This is a genomic window from Chryseobacterium sp. SIMBA_028 (assembly GCF_046535285.1).
GTDB lineage: Bacteria > Bacteroidota > Bacteroidia > Flavobacteriales > Weeksellaceae > Chryseobacterium.
Map to the genome: position 1 here is coordinate 1 of NZ_JAWRWZ010000547.1, position 255 is coordinate 255.

1 protein-coding gene is annotated in these 255 nt (G+C 63.1%); it reads left to right on the top strand.

The genetic code is table 11. The features are described 5' to 3' along the window. A partial coding sequence (locus tag SCA31_RS24445) for a CoA-binding protein (protein WP_410699568.1) occupies positions 1-208 on the top strand: 208 nt, incomplete at its 5' end. Between the last annotated feature and the right edge of the window lie 47 nt (positions 209-255).

Below are 255 nucleotides of genomic sequence, written 5' to 3' on the forward strand. Positions count from 1 at the left end.
GGACGAGGCCATCGCGGCGGGCACCAAGACATTGTGGCTGCAGTTGGGCTCATGGCATGAGGACGTTGCCCGGGATGCCGAGTCCGCTGGGCTCAATGTCGTCATGGATCGATGCGTGAAGATCGAACATGCCCGCTTCCATGGCGGACTTCACCTAGCCGGTTTCGACACGGGGGTCATATCCTCCAAGCGTCAGGTCCTCGGGTAGCTCCTTGCTCGCGGAGCTCCTTGCGGGGCCGCTATGGTCGTCCACGG